At 63.7% G+C, this 23,064-nt stretch carries 11 protein-coding genes; 8 read left to right on the top strand and 3 right to left on the bottom strand.

From position 1 onward, the window contains the following. The first annotated feature begins 3 nt into the window (after positions 1-3). The 7 genes from HAHE_RS04985 to HAHE_RS04955 are packed head-to-tail and all read left to right on the top strand — an operon-like array spanning position 4 to position 9,322. Positions 4-1,926: a penicillin-binding protein 2 gene (locus tag HAHE_RS04985; protein WP_338689107.1), complete on the top strand. Its 1,923-nt coding sequence runs from the start codon at positions 4-6 to the stop codon at positions 1,924-1,926. After that, positions 1,923-3,425, top strand: coding sequence for a UDP-N-acetylmuramoyl-L-alanyl-D-glutamate--2,6-diaminopimelate ligase (locus HAHE_RS04980; protein ID WP_338689105.1), 1,503 nt, complete (start codon positions 1,923-1,925; stop codon positions 3,423-3,425). Before HAHE_RS04985 ends, HAHE_RS04980 begins: the two co-directional genes overlap by 4 nt. Beyond that, entirely contained in the window at positions 3,422-4,789 is a 1,368-nt protein-coding gene (locus HAHE_RS04975) for a UDP-N-acetylmuramoyl-tripeptide--D-alanyl-D-alanine ligase (RefSeq protein WP_338689103.1), read from the top strand. The genes HAHE_RS04980 and HAHE_RS04975 overlap by 4 nt, the downstream gene beginning before the upstream one ends. Further along, positions 4,789-6,003 (top strand): phospho-N-acetylmuramoyl-pentapeptide-transferase, encoded by a 1,215-nt coding sequence (gene mraY / locus HAHE_RS04970; RefSeq protein WP_338689101.1) that lies wholly within the window; start codon positions 4,789-4,791, stop codon positions 6,001-6,003. Before HAHE_RS04975 ends, mraY begins: the two co-directional genes overlap by 1 nt. Beyond that, positions 6,003-7,301: a UDP-N-acetylmuramoyl-L-alanine--D-glutamate ligase gene (murD, locus tag HAHE_RS04965; protein WP_338689100.1), complete on the top strand. Its 1,299-nt coding sequence runs from the start codon at positions 6,003-6,005 to the stop codon at positions 7,299-7,301. The genes mraY and murD overlap by 1 nt, the downstream gene beginning before the upstream one ends. 14 nt (positions 7,302-7,315) lie before the next feature. Continuing rightward, the gene (locus HAHE_RS04960; RefSeq protein WP_338689098.1) at positions 7,316-8,143 is read left to right on the top strand and encodes a LysM peptidoglycan-binding domain-containing protein; all 828 of its coding nucleotides are present in this window, start codon (positions 7,316-7,318) and stop codon (positions 8,141-8,143) included. 30 nt (positions 8,144-8,173) lie between these two features. Further along, positions 8,174-9,322 (top strand): putative peptidoglycan glycosyltransferase FtsW, encoded by a 1,149-nt coding sequence (locus HAHE_RS04955; protein ID WP_338689096.1) that lies wholly within the window; start codon positions 8,174-8,176, stop codon positions 9,320-9,322. A 9-nt stretch (positions 9,323-9,331) separates the two neighbouring features. On the opposite strand, the gene HAHE_RS04950 is transcribed toward HAHE_RS04955, so the two are convergent. From HAHE_RS04950 to HAHE_RS04940, 3 genes are all read right to left on the bottom strand, one after another. Then, the gene (locus tag HAHE_RS04950) at positions 9,332-10,072 is read right to left on the bottom strand and encodes a phosphodiester glycosidase family protein (RefSeq protein WP_338689094.1); all 741 of its coding nucleotides are present in this window, start codon (positions 10,070-10,072) and stop codon (positions 9,332-9,334) included. 7 nt (positions 10,073-10,079) lie between these two features. Beyond that, a complete protein-coding gene (locus tag HAHE_RS04945; protein ID WP_338689092.1) occupies positions 10,080-10,964 on the bottom strand; it encodes a hypothetical protein in 885 nt (294 codons plus the stop codon). A gap of 740 nt (positions 10,965-11,704) precedes the next feature. Then, the gene (locus HAHE_RS04940) at positions 11,705-12,349 is read right to left on the bottom strand and encodes a 4'-phosphopantetheinyl transferase family protein (RefSeq protein WP_338689091.1); all 645 of its coding nucleotides are present in this window, start codon (positions 12,347-12,349) and stop codon (positions 11,705-11,707) included. A gap of 245 nt (positions 12,350-12,594) precedes the next feature. On the opposite strand from HAHE_RS04940, the gene HAHE_RS04935 reads away from it, so the two are divergent. Next, positions 12,595-23,040 (top strand): non-ribosomal peptide synthetase/type I polyketide synthase, encoded by a 10,446-nt coding sequence (locus HAHE_RS04935; protein WP_338689089.1) that lies wholly within the window; start codon positions 12,595-12,597, stop codon positions 23,038-23,040. The last annotated feature ends 24 nt before the right edge of the window (positions 23,041-23,064 follow it).

The following is a 23,064-nucleotide window of genomic DNA, read 5'->3' as shown; positions in this document are numbered from 1 at the left end:
TTCATGTCGTCCCGCGCTTTTCAGTTCCGCTGCCTCCTGCTGTGCCTGGTCCTGGTGACCGGGCTCAGTTTGCTTTCGGTGCGGCTGATCCAGATCCAGGTGTGGGATCAGAAGAAGTATGCGGAGCGCGCGCGCGCGGCGTATGACCGTAGCGAGATTCTGCCAGGGCTGCGCGGCAAGATCGTCGACCGGCACGACGAGGTGCTGGCCAAGAGCATCATGCTCAGCGATCTGATGGTCGACGCGAAGCTCTTCGACGATCCGGTGGTGGTGGTGCGAGCCCTCGCCTACCAGCGTGCTTCGGAAGAGCCTGGTTGGGACGAGCTCACCGGTGAGCAGCAGGCGCGGAAGCTGAAGGCGTTCCGCAGCATCATTCTGGAAGAGGAGCCGCCCGAGATTGTGGTCGAAAGGTATGTCTCGCGGGTGCTGGAGACGCTTTCACGTCCACTCGGCGTGCGGAAGGAGGAGCTGCGTGCCCGCATTGACAAGCCCAAGTCCAAGGGGCGCGCCTACTACGCGATTGCCAAGGATCTTCCCGAGGATGTGGCCGACAGCCTGCGCGGTCTGATCCTTGAGAACCACCTCAAGGGCTTCCAATTCGAGAACTCGATCAAGCGCTGGTACACTTCACCGGATCTCGCGACGCACGTGATCGGATACACCGGCGAGGAGGAAGCAGTCGCACCAAATGGCAAGAAGGTCTTCCGCCAGGTCGGCAAGTTCGGGGTCGAGGCCGCGATGGAGGAGTTCCTGCACGGAACCGACGGAGTCTGGGACCACCTCAACATTCCGATGCCGGGCGAGGAGGGTGCGATGATCCCGCCGGTGCACGGACTCAACGTCCGGCTCACCCTCGACATGGGGATTCAGGCGATTGTCGAGGAAGAGCTCGACGCGGGCCTGAAGGAATACATCAGCGGCCGTGGGTGCGTGGTTGTTCTGAACCCGAAGACCGGAGGCCTGCTGGCGATGGTCAACCGTCCCCACTTCAATCTCAACCTCAAGGAAGGGCTCTCCGAGGGTGCGATGAACTACGCGCTTCAGGGAATCTACGAGCCGGGTAGTACTTTCAAGGTGATCGCCGCAGCGGGCGGGCTCAATGAACGTCTTGTTTCGCCCAGCACGCTGATTGATTGCGAGTGGGGGTTCTACAAAGAGGGTGCGCTGTCGATTCCGGACCACCATCCATACGGAATCATCCCGGTTTGGAAGGTGCTCCAGAAATCAAGCAACATCGGTGCGTTCAAGATCGCGAGGCAGCTGGGCGACACCCGCTTCTATGAGTACGCCGGACGGTTCGGCTTCGGGGAGAAAACAGGGATCCTTCTAAGCGGTGAGTCGTCGGGGGTGGTGAGGAACACCGAGAACCTGATCGATTTCAGCCGCGCGTCGTATGGCTACGCGCTGAACGTCACGCCTCTCCAGATCGCATCGGCTTACGGCGCCATCGCGAACGGCGGTGAGCTGATCCGCCCCCGGGTGGTCCGGTCGATCATTGCCAGCGACGGCACGGTGCTCGAGCGATTCTCGCCCGAAGTGGTTCGGCGGGTGATCCGTGAGGAAGTCGCGGAGGATCTTCGTGAGGCTCTTGTAACCGTGGTCGAGGAAGGCGGCACCGCCACGCGGGCCGCGGTTCCGGGATTCAAGGTCGCGGGCAAAACCGGCACGGCGGTCCGGATCAAGAACGGCTACTACCAGCACGGACACTACACCGTTTCGTTCGCCGGCATGATGCCGGCGGAGGATCCCGAATTCGTCTGCCTTGTGGTGATTGACGACCCGTGCACCGAGGAGGTGAACCGCTACGGCGGCACGATCGCCGCTCCCATTTTCTCGAAGATCGCCGGCCGCATTGCGACCCATATGAACCTGACCCCCACCGAACCGCTCGACGAGGACGCCCTCGCCGGGGCCGAGACGCCATGAAGCTTCGAGAGTTGGTGGCGGGCCTGCGGAAGCCCTTGGTGGTCGGGGATCTCGATATCGAGGTGACCGGGGTCACGTCTGATTCGCGCTCGATCGAGCCGGGTTTCGTGTTCGTCGCGATCCGTGGCACGCAGTCGGATGGTCGGCGTTTCATCGGCCCCGCGGTCGAAGCCGGAGCTGTCGCGGTCATTTCCGAAACGGCTGCCGAGACCGGAGATCCATCCACGGTCACTTGGATTCAGGTCGCCGACGCGCGGCTCGCGCTTTCTTCGTTGGCTGCCGGCCTTGCAGAGAACCCGTCGCAAGAGCTCAAGCTGGTCGGTGTCACCGGAACCAACGGCAAGACGACGACCGGATTCCTAAGCCACCATCTGATGAAGACGGAGTGGCATCGGGCCGGCCTGCTCGGAACGGTGCAGGTCGACGACGGCGAGGGGGTCGTCGAGGCCAGCCACACCACGCCAGATGCGGTCGCATTGCAGTCGATCCTCCGTCGCATGGCCGACAACGGCTGCCGCGGTGCGGCTCTCGAGGTGTCATCACACGGCATCGATCAGAAGCGGGTGGCCGACGTCGCGTTCGATGCTCTCGTTTTCACCAACCTGACGCAGGACCATCTCGACTACCACGGCACAATGGAGGCGTATGCCGCCGCGAAGATTTCGTGGTTCGAGGATGCCGCGTCGAATCCCCGTGAAAAGAAGCCGGTGGCGGTGCTCAATCTGGATGATCCGAGCGGGGCGGAATTGGCCGAGACCTTGGAAGGCCAGATGTCGGTCGTGACCTATGGGTTCGGCCTGCGTGCCGATCTGCGTGCGATCGATTTCCGCCAGTCGGCACGCGGCATGGAATTCAAGCTCGAGGCCAAAGGGCGCAAGTATCTGGTCCGCGCGCCGTTGATCGGGCGCTTCAATGCTTACAACATTCTCGCTTCCCTCGGGGCGGCGAGGGCGGTCGGGATTCCGCTTCGCAACGCCATCGCTGCGATGGCCGAGGCACCCCAGGTGCCCGGACGGATGGAGAATTGCGGCATCCGCGATGGAGTCACGGTCTTTGTCGACTACGCCCACACCCCGGACGCGGTGGAGAATGCCTGCCGAACGCTCAAGGAACTCGAGCCGCGTCGACTGATCACCGTATTCGGCTGTGGCGGTGATCGAGATCGCGGCAAGCGCCCGCTGATGGCGAAAGCGGCGGCTCGTTACAGCGATGCTTGCATCATCACTTCCGACAACCCCCGTGGCGAGGATCCGGAGGCGATCATCGGGGAAATCGAGGCGGGCATGGACGGTGCGCGCTACAAGAGTGTTCCTGATCGTGCCGAAGCGATCCGCATCGCGATCCATGCCGCCGGCAACGGGGATATCGTGCTCATCGCAGGCAAAGGCCACGAGACGTATCAGCAGTTTTCCGACGAGACCATCCAGTTCGATGACCGGAGGGAGGCCCGCAAGGCGTTGGCGGAGCGCCCGCCGAGGGAAGAAAGGGGGCGGCGGTGAACCCGATCGACGCGAAAACGATCGCGCAGGTGACGGGGGGAGAGCTGGTCCTCGGCAGTGGTGACCAGATGGTCTCGACGGTGTCGACCGACACCCGGTCGGTTGGCGAGGGTGATGCGTTCTTCGCTCTCCGGGGCGATCGCTTCGATGCCAATGATTTCGCGCCGCAGGCGGCGGCCGCCGGGGCGGCGGTGGTGGTTGTCGAGCGCTGGGATGGAGGAGCCGACGCTTGTGGTGCGACGGTGATCAAGGTGGGCGACGGACTGCTGGCCTTGCAACGTCTCGCACGATGGCAGCGGCTTCAGATGGAGATTCCGGTGGTCGGGATTACCGGCTCCAACGGGAAGACCAGCACCAAAGATTTCACCCGGGCGGTGCTCGCTCGGAAATACGACGTCTTTGCCACCCGCGGGAATCTCAACAATCACATCGGCGTGCCCCTGACGCTGCTTGCCCTCACTCCGGATCATGGTGCCGCGGTGGTGGAAATGGGAATGAACCATGCCGGAGAGATCGCCCCGCTATGCGAGATCGCGATGCCCACCATGGGCGTGATCACCAACATCGGTACGGCCCACATCGAGTATCTCGGAAGCCGTCAGGGGATTGCCGAGGAAAAGGGCGCCCTGGCACGCGCTTTGCCGTCCGATGGCTTGCTCTTCGTGCCCGCCGGCTGCGATTTCTATGACTACTTCAAGTCTCGTACCAAAGCGCGGGTGGTGCCGGTCGGAAACGGTCGGGGCCTGATCCGGGCGGAGCATCTGGTTCCGAAAGGCGGGCGGACCCGTTTCACGCTGGTGATCGAGGACAAGGAGGTGGCCGAGGTCGATCTGCCGTCGCTGGGCCGCCACATGGTCAAGAACGCCCTGCTCGCTGCCGGGTGCGGATGGTTTCTCGGAATCGATCCGGAGGAAATCGCCTGCGGCCTGTCGACCGCCGAACTGACCAGCGGGCGCCTGCGGCGCTACGAGTCGTCGGGCATCACCGTTTACGACGACACCTACAACGCGAATCCCGAGTCGATGTCGGCGGCGATCGAGACGTTGGCCGAAACACCGGTCGGCGACGGCGGGCGTCGCTTCGCCGTGCTCGGTCCGATGGGTGAACTCGGTGGCCATGGCCCTGAAGCCCATCTCGAGGTCGGTCGTCTCGCCGCATCCCGCGGTGTTGCGGTGATTTCCGTTGGGGAAGGGGCAGAAGGCATCGCCCGCGGTGCCGGTGTGCCCGACCACATTCCGGACGGTGATGCCGCCTCCTCCATTCTTTCGAACCGGTTCCGGCCGGGTGATGTCGTCCTCTTCAAGGCGAGCCGCAGTGCCGCGATGGAAAAGGTCATGAACCGTGTTTGTCCCCCCAACAACTGATGCTCTACTGGATTTACGAATGGTGGCAGGCGGCGTTCGACGCCGAGAAGGCTTCTGGAACCGAGGGTTGGGCGCATGCGCTGAGTTTCCTGAACCTGCTCAAATACATCACCTTCCGTGCCGCGCTCGGCTGCCTGATGGCGTTTGTGCTGAGCGTGCTTTTCGGTCCGAGGGTGATCCGCCGGCTGATCTCGCTCAAGGTCGGCCAACCGATCCGCACGGCGGCCGAGGTCCACAAGCTCGCCGAGCTGCACGGCGGCAAGGTCGGCACGCCGACTATGGGCGGGGTGCTGATCCTAGGCTCGGTTCTGATCTCGACCCTCGTTTGCGCCCGCCCGCTGAATCCCTTCGTCGCGGTCTGCGCCTGCACGATGGGCGCGCTCGGGTTGCTGGGTTTCTGCGATGACTACGCGAAGGTGAAGAAGAAGAACTCCGACGGCATCAGTGCCCGCGGGAAACTGTTTTGGCAGTTGCTCGTCGCCCTGGTCGCCGCCCTGTTCATCTACTTCAAGCCGGAGATTTCCGGTTATGGAGCGACACCCGAGGAACTCGCCGCGGGGGCACCGAGTTACCGCTTCGGTGGTATGCCGATGAGCATCAGCGAGATCAGCTTCCCACTGCTGAAGGTGTCCCTGATCGATCTTGGCTGGCTGATCATCCCGTTCTTTATCGCGATCATCATCGGCTGCTCGAACGCCGTGAACCTGACCGACGGCCTCGACGGTCTCGCGACTGGCTGCACGATCACCGTATCGCTCGCCTACGGCATTCTCGCCTACCTCGCCGGCCACCTGTTCATGGCGACCGACTACCTGACGATTCCCTACAACCGCTACGTTGGCGAACTGACAGTGTTCCTCCTGTCGTTGGCCGGTGCCGGTTTCGGATTCCTCTGGTTCAATTGCCATCCCGCCAAGGTTTTCATGGGCGATACAGGCTCGCTGGCGATCGGTGGCGCGCTCGGCACCGCGGCGATCTGCGTGAAGCAGGAACTTCTGCTGGTGATCATCGGCGGCGTGTTCGTGATGGAGGCCCTCTCGGTGATGTTGCAGGTCGGATCCTTCAAGCTGCGCAAGAAGCGTATCTTCGCGATGGCGCCCATCCACCACCACTTCGAGCTGCGCGGCTGGCATGAGAGCCAGGTGATCATTCGTTTCTGGATCGTCTCGATCATGCTCGCCCTCTTCGGTCTCGCCCTTCTGAAAATCGTCTGATGACCCTTTCCGGAAAACGCGTGAACATCCTCGGAGCCGGCACCAGTGGCCGGGCCGCAGTCGCGCTTGCCCTGCGGGAAGGGGCGGAAGTCCACGTGTTCGATTCGCGGGAAGCCATCGACCCGCCGATCAAAGGGGCAGAGTCGCATCCGGCCGCCGATCCGGAATCGGCCGAGCCTTGCGACCTGCTGGTGGTCAGCCCGGGCATCGACACCTACGGGCCTTTCGTCGAGGCATTCTCTGGGAAGGCGAGCGAAACCATCGGCGAGATCGAGTTGGCAAGCCGCTACTACGGAGGTCGTATCATCGCGATCACCGGGACCAATGGCAAGACCACGACCACCGAGCTGGTCGAGCGGATCATCCGCGCCGACGGCCGGACGGCGGCAGCCTGCGGCAACTACGGCCGGCCAGTCTGCGAAGTCGTGATGGCGGATCCGCCGCCCGACGTGTTGGCGCTGGAGGCGAGTTCGTTCCAGCTCGAGACGATTGTCGATTTCCGCCCGGACGTCGCGATCTGGCTGAACTTCGCGCCCGACCACATGGATCGCTATCCGGATGTCGACAGTTACCGCCGCGCGAAGCTCCGGATCTTCGAGAACCAGACCGAGGCGGAGACCGCCGTGGTGCGGCTAGGTGAGGAGATTCCGATGCCGACGGCGAAGCTGGTGACCTTTTCGACCGAGGACCAGTCAGCGGATTGGTTCTCCGACGGCCAGCTGATCCTTCACGGCGGAAAACAATTCCTCGATCTGCACGAAGCATCCCATCTCCGCGGTTTGCACAATGCGGAGAATGCGATGGCGGCGATCGCCGCATGCGTCGCGCTCGGAGTCGGGGAAGACGCCATCCGCTCCGCCTTCGATGGTTACGCGCCACCGCGCCACCGTTGCGAACTGGTCCGGACCCTCGACGGCGTCGAGTGGCTCAATGACTCCAAGGCGACCAACCTCCACGCGCTCGAGAGCGCGTTGAAGTCGCAGACCCGTCCTGTGGTGCTGATCGCCGGAGGCAAGGAGAAGGGGCTCGATTACTCGCCGCTCCTGCCGCAGCTGAAGTCGAAGGCGGTGGCCGCCGTCACCTTTGGCCAGATCGGTCGGTCGCTGGCCGACCTGATCCGTCCGGAATTGCCCTGTGAAAACTTTTCCACGCTGAATGAGGCCGTCGCCGCGGCCCACCGCCTCGCCCCGCGGGGCGGTTCCGTCCTGTTCTCTCCCGGTACCTCGTCCTTTGACCAGTTCGGAGGCTACGAGGAACGCGGAGACGCATTTTGCCAACTCGTCCACGAACTTCGCTGAACACCCCTGAGACCATGAAGCACCAACGCATGACCGTGAAACGCCGCCCCGCACGCAAAGGGGGCTTCCGCACGCTCTTCGCGAACGTCGCAAAGAACAAGAAGCGGCATCGCGCCGCCACCGCCACGCCGGCCGAGATCGAAGGTGACGTTCCGAATCTCGGAATTGCCCGCGCGCTGGTGGTGATCCTGATCATCCACGTCGTCGCCATCGCCGGGATCTTCGTCCACAGCCGGTGGCTCGATGACGACGAGCAGGTGGCCAACGTCGAGAAGAAGCCCGTGCTGGCTGCCGCGTCGCTTGCGACCGCGCCGCCGCAGGAGGACAACGACCTGCCCAAGATCCGCTCGGGCGACTCGCTGTACACCGTCGGAACCGGCGACACCTACGAGAACATCGCCGCACGGTTCGGCATCGACGAAAGCGAGCTCCGTTCCGCCAACGACAACATCCCGATCCGTCAGGGTCGCTACCTCCGGATTCCGCCGAAGACGATCACCGCGGTCGAGCCTCCGGAGATCGCCGAGCTTCGACACTCGCCCGAGCCGGTGCGGGTCACCCCGGCGGTCGAGCCGGTGCGTCCCGAGCCCGCTTTGCCGGTCCAGCCGGCGATGATCGAGACCGATGCCGCCCGGCAGGCAGATGCCCGGCAGGCCGGAACGACGACTGCCTCCGTGGGTGGCACAACGGCCTCGGGACAGCGCTACAAGGTCAAGCCGGGTGATACCTTCTGGGCGATTGCCCAAAAGTACGGGACCTCGGTCGACAAGCTGATGGCCACCAACAACATCGATAACGCCCGCCACCTCCGGGTGGGCATGGATCTAGTGATTCCCGAATAATTGCTACGGCTGATCCCGTAGATTCCTCACGTGGCTCGCTACCTCAACATCTCCCTTTGCACCGCCGTTGCCGCCCTCGTGGCCCTCGGTCTGGTGATGCTTGCCAGCACCAGCGCGTGGGTGAAGGGCACCGAGGAGCCGTACTACTTCTTCGTCCGCCAGAGCTGGATGGCCGGAGCCGGGATCGTCGGCGGGCTTTTCCTCGCGACGCTGGATCCGCGACACCTGCGTCGCGGATGGCCGTGGCTGCTGCTTGCCGGCTGCCTGCTGCTGGCTCTCTGCTACGTGCCCGGAGTGGCAGCCGACCTCAATGGCGAGAAGCGCTGGATCCACTTCCCGGTGGTCAACCGCTTCCAGCCGTCGGAAGTGGCGAAGTCGATCACGATGATCGCCTTGGCCGGATGGTTCGCCCGCTGGCAAACCGAGATTCCGACTTTCTGGAAAGGCTTCGTGATTCCCGGAATCCTGCTGGGGGTTCCGTTTTGCCTGATCCTGTTCGAGACCGACATGGGCACGGCGGTGGGGCTTGGCGCGGCCGGATTCGCGGTGCTTTTCGCCGCGGGCGTGCGGTTGCGCTATCTGTTGCCGACCGTCGTTACCGGCTGCGTCGGCTTTTATTTCCTCGTTCGGTCGAACGAGAACCGTTGGAGCCGGATCGAGGCGTGGCTGAACCTTGAGGATCCCTATCACCAGATGCACAAGGGCCTCCAGCAGTGGCGCGCGCTGCTCGCCTTCGGAAATGGTGGCGTGCAAGGTCAGGGGCTGGGCAACGGATTCGAGAAGTTCGGCCACATGCCTTACGCGCATACCGACTTCATTTTCCCGAACATCGGCGAAGAGCTCGGACTCTGGGGAACCCTGCTGACCGTGCTTTGCTACGTGATGATCGCTGTCTCCGGCATCGGAATCGCGATGTATGCCAGCAATGTCTTCAACCGCTGTCTGGCGATCGGCCTCACGGCGGTGATTGTCGTTCCCGCCATGGTCAACATCGCGGTGACGACGGCGGTGCTGCCCAATACCGGACTGCCGTTGCCGTTCGTCAGCTACGGCGGCACCAACCTGGTATTCACCCTCGCTTCGGTAGGACTGCTGTGCGGCATCCAGCGGCGCTCCCGTCTCGAACGCCGCCCCGAGTCCGGCAGCGGTGTCCAGAAGACCTACGAGGTCCGACTGTGACGAGTCCTGTCAATCGGCCGGTTTCATCACCGCGATGATCGAGCCGAACTGGTTGCTGTATTTGTCCAACTCGCCGCCGCTTCTCATCTGGCTGAGGTCACCATCGAGGAACAGCGCGTCGGCGCATCCGAGTTCGAGGAAGAGCGATGCGAACTCGTGGAGGTTCGGGAGTTTCGGAGATCGGCGGTCGCTCATGACGAACAGTACCTTGCCGTCCTTCGTTACTCCGACGCCGTTTCGGTGCAGGCGTGATTCGGAGTCAGCATTGAATGCAGGGTGGATCCGGCTGTTGCGGAGGAGCAGGGGGCCTGACTGAACCGCGCAGCGGATGGAGGCATGCTTGCCCGGATACTCGGTCGTATCGATCACCGCGGCTCCATCCTTCGAGATCAGGAAGATCCCGTTCGGCTTCAGGAAGAAGTTTCCTTTTCCGTCGCGACGGTTCACCGGGTTCAGTTCCTTGCCGCTTTGGATCAGGAGTCCGCTCGGAATCCCTCCCGGTTCGAAAATGCCGCCATTCATCAGGGTTTCGACGGTGCGCCCCGTTGCTTCGAGGTATTCCTTGGCTTGAGGGAACGTCCGGAGCGGTTCGTCCGTCGCACCTTTCCACACGATCTCCACCGATTCGGGTGAAGTTTTCAGGAGGTGGTAGTCGACCCCGTTGATTTCGCGTCGCTCGGGTGCGGCCGACGACACGGAAACGGCGATCGCGGAGAGAACAACACCGGCGAGCCGTCGCAGGTTCAACATGGTGGCTTCAGTTGGCCGGCCCCCAGTGGGTTGCGACAAGGTCATCGATCAGCAGGTAGCGCTGGTCCTGCGAGTTCTTGTGGCACGAGATGCGGACGACCAGTGGCAGTCCGTCCCGTTCCAGAAGCTTCTGATACCGCTCGTCATTCTGCACCTCGTCGCTGCTGACCAGCGCGGTCAGCTTGGCGTGGGCAGGGCCGGAGCGTTTGGCGAAGGACGGATAACTGCGACCCTTGATCGGCGCGCTGAGCTGATATTGCGCGAAGACCGTGTGATCTCCGTCGGTCGGACGGACAAACACATGGAACTCGCCAACGTCGCCGGCCTCGGCACTGGCCACGAAGCTCCTGAACCGGTCGCGATGGAACTCGTCGAAAGTCGCCCAGTCGATCTTCCAGCCATCGGGGGTTTCGCGGAGGGTCACCGGAAAGCCGTCGGGGATGGCCTCGGTCTTGACGCGGAAGTGGTGGAGGTCGTCGTCCAGGAGCGTCGACTCGATGTCGGTGACTTCGATGGGACCGTCTCCATCGCCTCCCGCTTCGGCTTCCATCGCTTCCTCGACCGCGGGACCGTTGGCGACGTAGTCCATGCGGGATTTCCAATCGGGAGCGCTCAGGAACGCCTCAAGCACTTCCCTTGATGCGGGATCTTCCGTCTCGGTCGGTTCGGGAGGATCCTCCGGTTCCTCCGGGGCATCTGGCGGAGTCGTCGCTTCGCCGCCGCCGACTCCTTCGGGCGAGCTTGGTGGCAAAGGTTGCTGGGTGAAAACCGGACCGGCCATTTCGACCCGCCTGAGGGCGGTGAGGTAGCCGGCGATGAACGAGATGGCCGCGGCGATAAGACAGGCCAGGATCACGATGACGATCCAGAGTCGTCGGAGGCTGCGAACCACCGATTCCGTAGACCCATCGGTCGAATCCGACCCGGAAGCGGGATGATATTCGGGTCCGGGTGGGATCTCCGGATCGAATTCCGGAGGAAGATCGGCGGACTCCGAGGCTTCCGGGAAAGGCAGGCTGACCGGCTCGCTCGGGGTGCTGGCAAATTCGCCAAAGGGGAGCGATCGCTCAGGCTTTGGAGCGTCCAACTCGGGCGCGTCCAGTTTCGGAACGTCTTCCCCAGCAGGAGATGCTTCCGTCGGTGGTTCCTCAACGGCAGGGATGGGATCAACCGGTGGAGGCTCCGTAGCGGGTGCCTCGGGGAGCGGATCGGTATCGGGAGCGGGTTCCGTGAGCTTGGGAAGCGGCCCCTCCGATTCCTCCGAAGCCGACGGTCGGCTGAAGCGTTCCAGTGCGCTTGCGACGGGATACTGAGGCGGGAAGGAAGGTGGTTCGGCGGCTGGCGGGGAAGTCTTCGGGGTCTCCGGAGCCTCGGGGGACGGTTCAGCGGGCGGCTTCGGCTTGTCGGCAGCGAGACGGGCCGGAATGCCCAACTTCGGCTGAGGACCGATGATCTCCTTTGCACAGGCGGGGCAGGGGCCTCGCTGGCCGGCTGCCGACGGCGGCACTTTGAGTAGGATGTGGCAGGCGGGGCAGTGGAACTGGAGGGAATCCATAGGGCGAGTCGCCGCGCGATCACAGCGACAGGGAAAAGGTGGCAGGAATCGCGTGATATGTCGATCTCAGGTCGAGTTCACGCAAGGTCGATTTCGTTGATTCTCAAGGGGACAGCGACAGCAATGGAGAACTCCGGTCGGCTTTTTCGCAGAGGTCGCAGAAGGTGGAACTGATCGAGCCCCGGGAGGTCGGCGATGCCACGCGTTCCCTCGATCCGCAGCGAAGTCGGTGGGAACGCCAATCCGCTCCCGTGGGCCTTCAGCAAAGCCTCCTTGGCGGTCCACAGTTCAAGGAGTGCGAGTGCTCGCAACGATGGCTCTTTCGGCAAGTCGCTCAACTCCAGCGGGTGGCAAAAGGACTCCTCGCATTCCGGCAGCTGGATTGCTCTCGAGACGGGTTCGAGATCGATTCCGACCGGGCCGGCGGTGGAGACCGCAAGGGCGGCGAGTTCGCCGCTGTGACTCAGGTTGAACTCGAACTCTTCGGACGGAATGTAGGGCTTTCCTCCCTCTCCGGCCTTCCACTCGATCGATGCCGGATCGGTGTCGAGATAGGATGCCAGGATCCGCCGGGCGGCGGCCCGGATCGCGGTCCAGCGAGTCCGGTCGGAGTCAAAAACGAAGCGGGCCGCCCGCTCCCGTTCCTCAGTGGAAAGGATGGCGTCCGCCACAGTGCTATCCTCCGTATCAGGTTCGATGAGATGGAGGATCACACGGCTCATGAAGCGCTGCGATGCTGCGAGTTGTGGGCGGTCCTTGTCACGATCAAGCAGGAGGTGGGCTCTTGTCGGCTCACCTACGAGATCGCGTGAGGATGGAGGTTGCCTTCATCATAAGTATCTGAAATTAAGAGAGATAAGCTTGTTTTGTGGGGCTCGTTGGATAGGATCGATATTCTTGTTTTTTAAAATATTTATTCCTACGCTCCAGCCGTTCCCTTTCTCGTTTCCCTGTTCCCCCAACCCCCATGCCCCCCCAGGTTTCCACCCTTTCGGTGCGTATTGCCGCCACCTTCACGGCTGAGCCGCTACGCCGCGTTTTCGAGTGCTGGATGAAGGACTTCGGCGTTGCTGCCGATCTCCAGTTCGCGCCGTTCAACCAGGTGCTCCAGCAGCTGCTCGATCCTTCCAGCCTGCTCTCGTCGAACGACAAGGGCGTCAACGTCGTCCTCGTCCGTGCTTCCGATCTCGGCGCCGACACGCCGGCCCGCGCCCGCGCGACCGCCCGTGAGGTTGCGGCTGCCTTGCACGAGTCGGTGTCCCGTTGCGGAGGCCGGTTTTTCGTGATGGCGGCTCCGTCCTCCGGCAACCGGGAGGTCGAGCGAACCTTCGCTGATGATCTGCGTGACCAGTTGGGCGAGACTCCCGGTGTCGATGTCCTAGATGCGGATGAGCTCCTCCGCCTGTACCCGGTCGCCGAGGTATTCGACACGGAGACCGCGGCCGCGGCATGCATTCCGTATCGCGAGGAGTGGTTTGCCGCCCTTGCGACCTTCCTCGCGCGGAACCTGATGACGCTACGACGGAAGCCATACAAGGTCATCGCCGTCGATTGCGACAACACGCTATGGACCGGTGTGTGCGGCGAGGCGGGCGCGGCAGGCGTGGTGATCGACGACGCGCGCCGGGCGTTCCAGCGCTTCCTCATGCGGCGCCGCGCCGAGGGCTACCTGCTCTGTCTGGTGTCGAAGAACCAACCCGCCGACGTCGAGGCGGTCTTCCGTGAGAACCCGGCGATGGAGATCGGGAGGGATTGTTTTGTCGACGCGATGATCAACTGGGATCCGAAGTCGGCGAACCTCCAACGCCTCGCCGAGAGGCTGAACCTCGGTCTCGACAGCTTTCTGTTCCTTGATGACAACCCTGCCGAGGTGGCCGAGGTCGAGGCCAATGCTCCGGCCGTTCTCGCGCTCAAAATCCCTGATGAAGTCGACGAGCTTCCGGAGTTCGTGCGGCACCTCTGGGTGCTCGACCGCAGTGGCGCTTCCGCGGAGGACGCGCAGCGGGCCGACTTCTATCACGACGAAGCCCGGCGGCTCGCGCTCCGCGAGCGGACGACGAGTTACGAGCAGTTCATCGAGGGACTCGATCTGCGGATGGAGATCGCGCCGGTCGGCGAAGGTGACCTCGCCCGGGCCAGCCAGCTCACCCAACGGACGAACCAGTTCAATGCCTGTCCCCAGCCGCGCGATGAAACTACCCTGCTGAATTTGTGCCGTGGCATGCGCGCCCAAATCGTGAGCGTGCGGGATCGCTTCGGCGACTACGGCACGGTCGGACTGATGGTGACCAAGGAGGATGGCGGCCGTCTTTGGGCGGAGACTTTCCTACTCAGTTGCCGGGCTCTCGGAAAGGGAGTCGAGCAGCGGATGCTGCGCTACCTCGGCGGCTTGGCGAAGGAGCTGAAGCTGCCGGAACTGGCGATCTGGTTTACCGATACCGGGCGGAACCGTCCCGTCCGCGAGTTCCTCGAGGGAATCGAAGGGCGCTGGGAGAACGGCATGCGGATCATTGATGCGGAAGTTGCATCACGTTGTCCGTTGCTGCCGCTCGCGGTGGCTGCGCCGGCCTCCGGCAGTACGGTCACGACACCGATCGCCGACTCACGGCAGGTAGCGCGCGTCGCAGGCGACCTGAGGGACGTCGACTCGATTCTGGATTGGGCAAGCGATCCGGTTCGGCCGCGCCCCGAGTTGTCCGAGCGCTTCGTCGAAGCGTCGACCGATGACGAACGCGTGATCGCCCGGATCTGGTCGGAGGTGCTCGGATTGGAGCAGGTCGGACGGAACGACCGCTTCGTCGACCTCGGCGGTACCTCGCTTCAACTGGTTCGTGTCCACGCCAAGGTACAGCGGGCGTTCGATCGTCACTTTGAACTCGTCCGGATGTTCGAGAACCCCACGGTCGCCACCCAAGCCGAACTGGTGCGGTCCGACCGCACGGAGACCAAGGAAGTGCCCGACCATTCCTCCGCACGGGAGAGCGATGACGACAACCTGCTGGCGATTGTCGGAATGGCGGTTCGATTGCCCGGGGCGTCGACTCCGGAGGAGCTTTGGAAGAATCTCCGCGAGGGAGTCGAGTCGATCACGAGCTTCTCGCCCGAGGAACTGGATGTTCCTGGGCCGACGGACGATCCCAACTTTGTCCGAGCCCGCGGTCTGCTCGAGCCGGAGACTTATGAAGGTCTCGACGGCGGTCTTTTCGGCATCATCCCGCGCGAGGCCGAGATCATCGACCCGCAGCAACGGGTGTTCCTCGAGCTTTGCTGGGAAGCGATCGAGCGGGCTGGCTACGTGCCGGACGATGCCGAAGCCGATGGCGGACGCGTGGGCATTTATGCCGGCTGCTACTACGACACCTACCTGCCGCACCACATCCTCTCTGACCCGGAAATGCACCGCCGCCATCTCGCGGAGGCGCAGGTCGGGGCGTTGCAGGTGGAGTTCGGAAACGACAAGGATCACCTCGCGACCCGCGTCGCGTTCAAGCTCAACCTCAAGGGCCCGAGCCTGACGGTTCAGACCGCCTGCTCCAGCTCGCTGGTAGCAGTCGCGCATGCCGCGATGGCGCTCCGTTCGGGCCAGTGCGACATGGCCTTGGCCGGTGGCATCACGATCACCGTGCCGCAGAAGCGCGGCTACCATCACGAAGAGGGAGGCATGCTCTCGCGCGACGGCCACTGCCGGCCGTTCGATGCCGATAGTTCCGGTACCGTCTTCAGCAATGGCGGTGGCGTCGTGCTGCTCAAGCGTCTCAAGGACGCGATCCGCGACGGCGACCATGTCCACGCGGTGATCCGTGGCTTCGGCATGAACAATGACGGTGGCGTGAAGCACAGCTACGCCGCCCCGAGTGTCGATGGCCAAGCCGACGCGATCCGGCGTGCCCATCTCGATGCCGGTATCGACCCGCGGACCATCAGCTACGTCGAGGCTCACGGGACCGCGACCCCCTTGGGGGATCCGATCGAGATTTCCGGACTCACCCAGGCTTTTCGGCAGGCAACCGCCGACAAGGGCTTTTGTGCGATCGGTTCTTTGAAGTCGAACCTCGGCCATCTCGATACAGCGGCCGGTGTTTGCGGACTGATCAAGACGGCGCTTTCGTTGGAAAACGGCGAGCTCCCGCCGGTTCTTCACTTCCGCAATCCCAATCCCCGCATCGATTTCGGGAACTCGCCGTTCTTCGTCAATGACCGCCTTCGGCCGTGGGTTTCGGATGGCGAAACCCCGCGCCGCGCAGGCGTCAGTTCCTTCGGTGTCGGAGGAACCAATGCCCATGTGATCCTTGAGGAAGCTCCACGCGATGTTACACCGGCTGCCGCAGACGATGACCGTGTCTGGTTGCTGTCCGGCCGCAGCGACGAGGCGGTCCAACAACTGGCGGAACGCATGGCTTGCCATGCCGAAGGTGCCGACGACGGGACTTTCGCAACGGCGGCACGGACGCTGGCCGTCGGCCGCAAGGCGATGGCCCGGCGCATCGCGGTTGTGGCGAGGGACTGGGCGACGCTCTCCGCGAAGCTTCGTTCCGGATCATTCTCGATCGCCGAAGCCGCTCCCACGGCCACCGAACTGGTTTGGATGTTCCCGGGGCAAGGTGCCCAGCACCCGGGGATGACCCGTGATCTCTACGAAGCCGAGCGCGGGTATCGCCACGATATCGACACCTGTGCCGAGATCCTCCGCCCGCTGCTCGGAGAGGACCTTCGTGAAACCCTTTTCGCAGCCGATGGTGAGGCAGCCGAACGCCTGAAGCGCACCGTGCTCGCGCAGCCGGCGATTTTCGTCGTCGAGTGGGCATTGGCCCGCCAATGGGCGCGCTGGGGTCTGCGGCCGAACCTGATGCTCGGGCACAGCGTCGGCGAGTTTACCGCCGCCTGCCTCGCAGGTGTGTTCTCGATCGAGGATGGCCTGCGGATCCTTGCCGAGCGTGGCCGACTGATGGGCGAACTTCCCGGTGGTTCGATGCTGTCGGTGCGCATCGCGGCCGATTCGCTTCGTGATCGCCTTCCCGAAGGCATCGACCTCGCCGCGAGCAACGGCCCCGAGCTTTCCGTGGTCGCTGGCGAGTCCGAAGCGGTCGCGGCTTTTGCTGCCCAGCTCGAATCGGAGGGCGTCAATGTCCGCGAACTGCACACGTCTCACGCCTTCCACAGCTGGATGATGGATCCGGTGGTCGAGCGGTTCCGTGCGGTGATCGAGACGGTGAAGCTCCACCCGCCGAAGATGGCGATTCTCTCGACCGTGACCGCGCGGCCGCTCACCGAGCAGGAAGCCACCGATCCCGGCTACTGGGCATCGCACCTTCGCCGGACGGTCAATTTCCACGGTGCGGTCGAAGCGGCCTCGTCGGAGAGGGAAGGACGCGTGTTCCTTGAAGTCGGACCCGGTCAGACCCTGACCACGCTGGCCCGCCAGACGGCCGGTCGCCGCGCCGCTGCCTGTGTTCCGACCTGCGAACATCCGGCCTCCGGAGCGCCGGATCGGGTGCGGATGCTGCAGTCGCTGGGCGATCTTTGGTGCCGGGGTGCCGACGTTGACTGGAAGGCGGTGTTTGCCGAGGTGCCCGCGCGTCGGGTGCCGCTGCCGACCTACCCGTTCCAACGCAAACGCTACTGGAAGGAATGCCGGCTGCTGGATCAGCCGCTTCCTGTCGCTGCAAAGGTCGAAGATACGGTAGTCGCCGTAGATGCTGCTCCAGAGGCAGCTGCCGCGGAGATGTCGCGAGAGGACTCGCTGATGGCTCGCGTGCGCCAGGTGCTTGAGGATCTTTCGGGTATCCCGGGCGAGGAGATGACGGCTAATGCCGGATTCCTTGAGCTGGGTTTCGATTCGTTACTCCTGACCCAGGCGGCCCGGGAATTGCAGAAGGCCTTCGGAGTTCCGATCGCCTTCCGGGACCTGATGCAGGGTTTCCCGACTCCGGGAGCCTTGGTGAAGCACCTTGAGGCGAACGTTTCCGCCGATACCGGTGCACCGGCCGCCAAGTCCGCCCAACCCTTGGTCGCAGCCCCGGTCGTGGAGGAGGAAGGCGGTGAGGAGTCCGGTGTCGCCGGCCCCCGAACCCGGATCGATCGGGTCAGCACGTCCGACGAGCTTGCTCCGGTCCAGCGCCAACATCTCGACGCCCTGGTCGCGCGCTACTGCGAAAGGACAAAGACTTCGAAGGCCAAAACCCAGCAGTTCCGCCAGTGGCACGCGGATCCGCGGACCGTCAATGGCTTCAACCGGTTGTGGAAGGAGATGGTCTACCAGATCGTCGCCACCCGGATGAAGGGCTGCAAGATGTGGGACGTCGATGGCAACGAATACATCGACATGGTGAATGGCTTCGGTCCGAATTTCCTCGGTCACTCGCCCGACTTCGTCACCGATGCGATCCAGCAGCAACTGGCGACCGGTCTCGAGATCGGTCCTCAGTGCGAGGCCGCCATGGAATGCTCGAAGTTGTTCTGCGAGGTCACCGGCAACGAGCGTGCCTGTTTCCTGAATACCGGCTCGGAAGCGGTGCAGGCGGCCATGCGGATCGCCCGCACCGTGACGGGCCGGGACAAGATCCTCGTCTTCGACAAGGACTACCACGGCAACTTTGATCCGGTGCTCGTGCGTAGCGTCGGCAAGGGTGATCGTCGTCGGACTCTGCCTCTTGCGCCCGGTATCCCCGACAACGCGGTGCAGGATGTGATCGTGGTGCCATGGGGCAAGCCCGAGGCGCTCGACATGATCCGCGAGGTGGCCGACCAGCTCGCCGCGGTGCTCGTCGAGCCGGTGCAGAGCCGCCAGCCCGAGTTCATCCCGGTCGAGTTCGTTCGGGAGGTGAAGAAGATCAGCGAGGAAAGCGGCTTCCTGCTCGTCTTCGACGAAGTGATCACCGGTATCCGCCAGGGCCCGCGTGGCGCGCAGGAGCTGTATGGCATCCGCGCGGATCTCGCGACCTACGGCAAGGTCTTCGGCGGCGGCGCGCTGCCGATCGGGATCGTCGGCGGCAAGGCGGAGTACATGGATACCTTTGATGGCGGCCAGTGGCAGTTTGGCGATGATTCGTTCCCGGAGAAGGAAGTGACCTTCTTCGCCGGAACCTTTGTCCGGTTGCCGCTCGCGATGGCCGCGTGCCATGCGGTGCTCAAGCATGTGCAGTCCCAGCCGGCCGAGTACTGGGAATCGATCGGGAAGCGTGCCGACCGGCTTGCCGGAACTGTCGACCGGATGTTCCGCGACCACGGGATCGACGTCCGGATGGTGAATTTCAATTCGCAGATGTATCTGCGGATCGGCGACGGGGCGAAGCACGGCAACCTGATCTACTACCACCTTCGTGAGAAGGGCGTGTTCGCGATGGAGGGGCTGCCGTTCTACCTGACCGCGGCCCACACCGATGCGGATGTCGACTTCGTCATCAACGCCTTCCGTGAGACGATCGACGAACTGCAGGCGGGTGGCTTTTTCCCGAAAGCCGAGCTGCCCGAAATGGCATCGGCGGCCGCCGAGGGCGTGCGTGGACCGTTCCCGATGACCGAACCGATGTCGGAGATCTACCTCGCCTCGCTGCTCGGATCGGAGGCCAACCTCGCCTTCAACGAGATGCTCCAGCTCCGGCTGACCGGGACGGTCGACGTCACCGCGGTGAAGGCATCGATCCAGGATCTGGTCGATCGCCACGACGCCTTGCGGATGCGGGTGCCGGATGAGCGGTCGACTGCCTTTGTGATCGATGTGAAGCAGCAGGCCTGCGTCATCGAGAAGGATCTCAGCCGCGAGTCAGACCCCGAGCGATCCCTGGTGGAGTGCGGTCTGCAACAACGCGAAACCGAGTTCCATCTGGACCGGGGTCCGGTGTTCCGAGTGGTGGTCGCACGGGTCGCGCCGGACGAGGTGGTACTGCAATTCGTGGCTCACCATATCGCTGCGGACGGCTGGTCCTTCGAGGTTCTGATCAAGGAGTTCACGGCCTGCTACGAGGCGCGGAACAGGGGACTGAAGCCGACCCTTTCGCCGGCTCCCTCGATCGTCGATCGCGCGCTTCGCGAGAAGTCCCGAGCCGACAGTGACGCGGCTTCTCTCGAGTGGTGGGTCGCGCGGTTCAAGGACGGCGTTCCCGAGGTCGAGCTTCCTCTGCGGAAGGGCTATGGCAGTGCGCCAAGCTACGTGTCCGATACCTGTGAGCTGATGCTTGATGCCGATGCATTGCAGCGGCTGAAAAAGCTTTCGGGTAGTTGTGGCGCGACCTTGAACAGCACCTTGCTGGCCGGCTTCCAGGCCCTGCTCCACCACTTGGGCGGGCAGGACCGTTTCGTCATGACCTTCCCTACCGCCGGCCAGATGGAGGACGGTGACAGCGGGCTCGTCGGGCACTGCGTCAATTTCCTTCCGCTGCTTGCCGAAGTCGACCCGGCCGCGTCATTCCGCGATCTTGCGAGCCGCGCCTCGTCCGCCCAGATGGACGCGCTCGAGCATGGCAATCTGACCTACGGCCGATTGCTGCGTGCACTGAAGCTCGGTCGCGATGGCGGGCGCCGCCCGTTGATGGAAGTGATCTTCAACTTCGAGCCATCCGGCGATCCCGGATCATTCGGCGGACTTTCGGCACGGGTGGAAACCGTGCCGGCCCGCTACAGCAACTCGACGATCTTCCTGAACCTGATGCAGTCGCCGGAAGGCCTGCTGCTCTCATCGACCTACAATCGCGAGCTGATCGATGAGGCAACGATGGAGCAGTGGCTCGACTGCTACCGGACGCTGCTTCTTCAGGCCGCCCACGATCCGTCGCAGCCGTTGGCCGCATTGCGGATCACCGACGCGGCCAACGAGCGGATGTTGGAGGTATGGTCGGGCGGTGCAGGGGAGGGGACCTCGGAATCGGTGACCGATGTGTTCCTGAAAACCTGTGCCGACAATCCCGACCGCACCGCCCTCACCTGGAAGGGTGGATCATGCAGTTACGCCGAACTCGGTTCCCGATCCGGCGGAATTGCTGCGGCGCTGGTGGAGTCCGGTGTGATGCCGGGAGATCGCGTGGCGATTGTCCTCCCGAGAAGCCCCGAGCTGATCGCATCAATGCTCGGGGTGCTTCGGGCCGGCGCTTGCTATGTGCCCGTCGAGCCCGGATTTCCGGAATCGAGACGCCGGGAGATTCTCGAAGATTCCGGTGTGGCGATGGTTCTCGCCGAGGAACCGGTCGAAGGTTTCCGGACGCTGAACCCGTCGGACGTCGAACCGAATGCCGCGGGTCCCGTGACCGGAGGTGCGCAAGACGCGGCCTACGTGATGTACACTTCCGGTTCGACCGGGAAGCCGAAGGGCGTGGTGGTCCCCCATCGCGGGATCGTCCGCCTTGTACGGGATGCCAACTACTGCCAACTGGGCCTCGGCGAGGTCCTGTTACAGGCATCCACGCCGGCCTTCGATGCTTCGACCTTTGAAATCTATGGAGCGCTTCTCAATGGAGGACGCCTGGTGCTTTTGGATGAGGCCGACACCAGCTTGGACGGGATCGCGGAAACGGTCCGCGAGCAGGGAGTCACCACCCTGTGGCTGACCTCGGGCCTTTTCGAACTGATGGTCGACGAGCACCTCGACGAACTCCGCGGGCTCAAGCAGCTCATCGCAGGGGGTGACGTGCTCTCGGTTCCTCACGTCCGGCGGGCGCTCGAAGGACTGCCGGATACGACGCTGATCAATGGCTACGGGCCGACGGAGAACACGACCTTCACGTGCTGCCATCGGATCCGTCCGGAAGATGTCGATGGAGGAATCTCGATTCCGATCGGCCGTCCTGTTTCCGGCACCTGGGTCGATATCGTTGACGGCTCGGGTCGTCCGGTTCCGGTCGGAGTGCCGGGAGAGCTGCTTTGCGGCGGCGCCGGACTCGCCATTGGCTATCTCGGGAGTGATGAACTCACCGCTGAGAAGTTCGTCCTGACGGAGAAGGGGCGCGCCTACCGGACGGGTGACCGCTGCCGCTGGAAGCCGGATGGCACCGTCGAGTTCCTCGGCCGGATCGACCACCAGGTGAAACTCCGCGGCTACCGGATCGAGCTGGGTGAAATCGAGGCGGTTCTCGGTTCCCATCCCGGAGTCTCACAGTGCCGGGTCGCGGTGCGTGGCAGTGGTGCGTCAGAAAAGCGTCTGCTGGTTTGGTTCTGTCCCAGTCCCGGAGGGGACCTGTCGACCGAAGCCGTCGGACAATGGCTCGCCGAGCGGCTGCCGGCCTTCATGCGTCCCGATCGGATCATTCGTATCGGCTCGATGCCTCTGAATGCGAACGGCAAGATCAACGTGGCCGCCCTGCCCGAGCCGGACATCTCTCCGATGCCGGAACGACTGGAGCCGGTGGGTGCGGTTGAATCGGGGCTCGCCCGGATCTGGTGCGACCTGCTCGGAATCGAACGCGTCGGTCGTGACGACGACTTCTTCGAACTGGGCGGCAACTCGCTCGCCGGGCTCCGGATGTTCGCGCGCATCCAGAACGAGTTCGGAGTCTCGTTGCCGCTGGCAACCCTGCTCCGTGCCAAGACCATCCGGGATCTCGCTGCGGCCATCGGAATTCCCCAGAACGACGAAGCCCCTGAGCCGGCCCCGACCGGAGAACTTGCCATCGTGCAAGGTCGAGGAGATCAACCCGCAATCTGTGCGATCCACGGCGGTGACGGTGGAATCCTCTTCTATCGCCAGCTTGCCGACCGGCTTCCCGATAACCGGCCTTTTCTCGCGATCGAGTCACCTGACCTCGGACACAGCTCGGAAATCGAGGTCGGCTCGGTGGAGGATACCGCTTCGCGCTACATCGAGATCCTGCGGGCCGGGCAACCGGAAGGCCCGTATTTGCTGGCGGGCTACTCGTATGGCGGCGTCGTTGCTTTCGAAATGGCACGCCAACTCGTCGAGGCCGGCGAGCAAGTGCCGTTTCTGGCGTTGTTCGATACGGTCAATCCGGCCACCGAGATCCGGCCCTATGCCTTGGGCGAGCGTGTCTCGGTTTACTGGAACGCCCAGGCGGAACTACCCCTCGGCGAGCGGATCCTGCGTCTGGCCAACCGCTTCAAGAATGGCGTCGAGACGCACCTGCGGGTGAAGGCCGAGTCGGCCGCGGCGAAGGGCGATGCCGCATCCGCTCACACCGAGCGGCGGGCGGTGCAGCTCCGCGAAGCCCACGAGGCGGCGATGGACGCGTATCGCCCGGGATTCTTCCACGGCACCTTGCACGTGTTCCGGGCGTCGGCGGTGAACGACAAGTTCGAGATCCCCGACGACTACGGCTGGGGCGACCGGGTCGATGACCTGAAGATGATGGTCGTGCCCGGCGAGCACCTGACGATGTTCGAGTCGGGAAACGTGGGCCCGCTTGCCGATCACGTAACCGCCGCCCTCACGGCCGCCATGAACCCAGTCGAGAACTCCCCAAATCCTTGATTTTCAAAGCATCCCCCGTGATCC

Origin of the sequence: Haloferula helveola (assembly GCF_037076345.1) — a bacterium.
Taxonomy (GTDB): Bacteria; Verrucomicrobiota; Verrucomicrobiia; order Verrucomicrobiales; family Akkermansiaceae; genus Haloferula; species Haloferula helveola.
The sequence above is the reverse complement of the archived record's forward strand: the minus strand, read 5'-3'. Positions and strand labels throughout refer to the sequence as shown.

Coding starts and splice junctions, on each gene's coding strand:
- HAHE_RS04985 (WP_338689107.1), top strand. CDS start 4: ATGTCGTCCCGCGCTTTTCAGTTCCGCTGCCTCCTGCTGTGCCTGGTC.
- HAHE_RS04980 (WP_338689105.1), top strand. CDS start 1,923: ATGAAGCTTCGAGAGTTGGTGGCGGGCCTGCGGAAGCCCTTGGTGGTC.
- mraY (WP_338689101.1), top strand. CDS start 4,789: ATGCTCTACTGGATTTACGAATGGTGGCAGGCGGCGTTCGACGCCGAG.
- murD (WP_338689100.1), top strand. CDS start 6,003: ATGACCCTTTCCGGAAAACGCGTGAACATCCTCGGAGCCGGCACCAGT.
- HAHE_RS04960 (WP_338689098.1), top strand. CDS start 7,316: ATGAAGCACCAACGCATGACCGTGAAACGCCGCCCCGCACGCAAAGGG.
- HAHE_RS04950 (WP_338689094.1), bottom strand. CDS start 10,072: ATGTTGAACCTGCGACGGCTCGCCGGTGTTGTTCTCTCCGCGATCGCC.
- HAHE_RS04940 (WP_338689091.1), bottom strand. CDS start 12,349: ATGAGCCGTGTGATCCTCCATCTCATCGAACCTGATACGGAGGATAGC.
- HAHE_RS04935 (WP_338689089.1), top strand. CDS start 12,595: ATGCCCCCCCAGGTTTCCACCCTTTCGGTGCGTATTGCCGCCACCTTC.